Source organism: Streptomyces otsuchiensis (assembly GCF_004305975.1).
GTDB classification, from domain to species: domain Bacteria; phylum Actinomycetota; class Actinomycetes; order Streptomycetales; family Streptomycetaceae; genus Streptomyces; species Streptomyces otsuchiensis.
This window is the reverse complement of sequence record NZ_BHZI01000660.1, coordinates 1-271: the sequence shown is the minus strand read 5'-3', so window position 1 is coordinate 271 and position 271 is coordinate 1. Positions and strand designations below refer to the sequence as shown.

The following is a 271-nucleotide window of genomic DNA, read 5'->3' as shown; positions in this document are numbered from 1 at the left end:
GTCAAGGTTAGGGACGCCGATCGGTGCACTGCCCGGCCGCCCCTCCTAGCGGTCTATCAGTGGCAGCATCCACCGCTCTTGTGAGCAGTGCCGGTTGGGACGTCACCATGGTGGGCATGCTCCGTCTTCGCTCCGGCGCCAGTGCTAAGCGACTCGGCTTCGTAACCGGCTGCTGCCAGCGCGGCCAGCATTGCGGGCGCGGCCTGGGCGTTACCGCTGACGCGCGCGATACCGCGCGCCAGATCCACGTCGACGGCATCCACACCAGGCA

At 67.9% G+C, this 271-nt stretch carries 1 protein-coding gene; it reads left to right on the top strand.

Features of this window, described 5'->3' with window-relative positions; translation table 11 throughout:
• Window positions 1-59: 59 nt before the first annotated feature.
• Window positions 60-271 (top strand): hypothetical protein (locus tag E0D90_RS28225; RefSeq protein WP_227870535.1); only part of this gene is annotated, 212 nt, incomplete at its 3' end.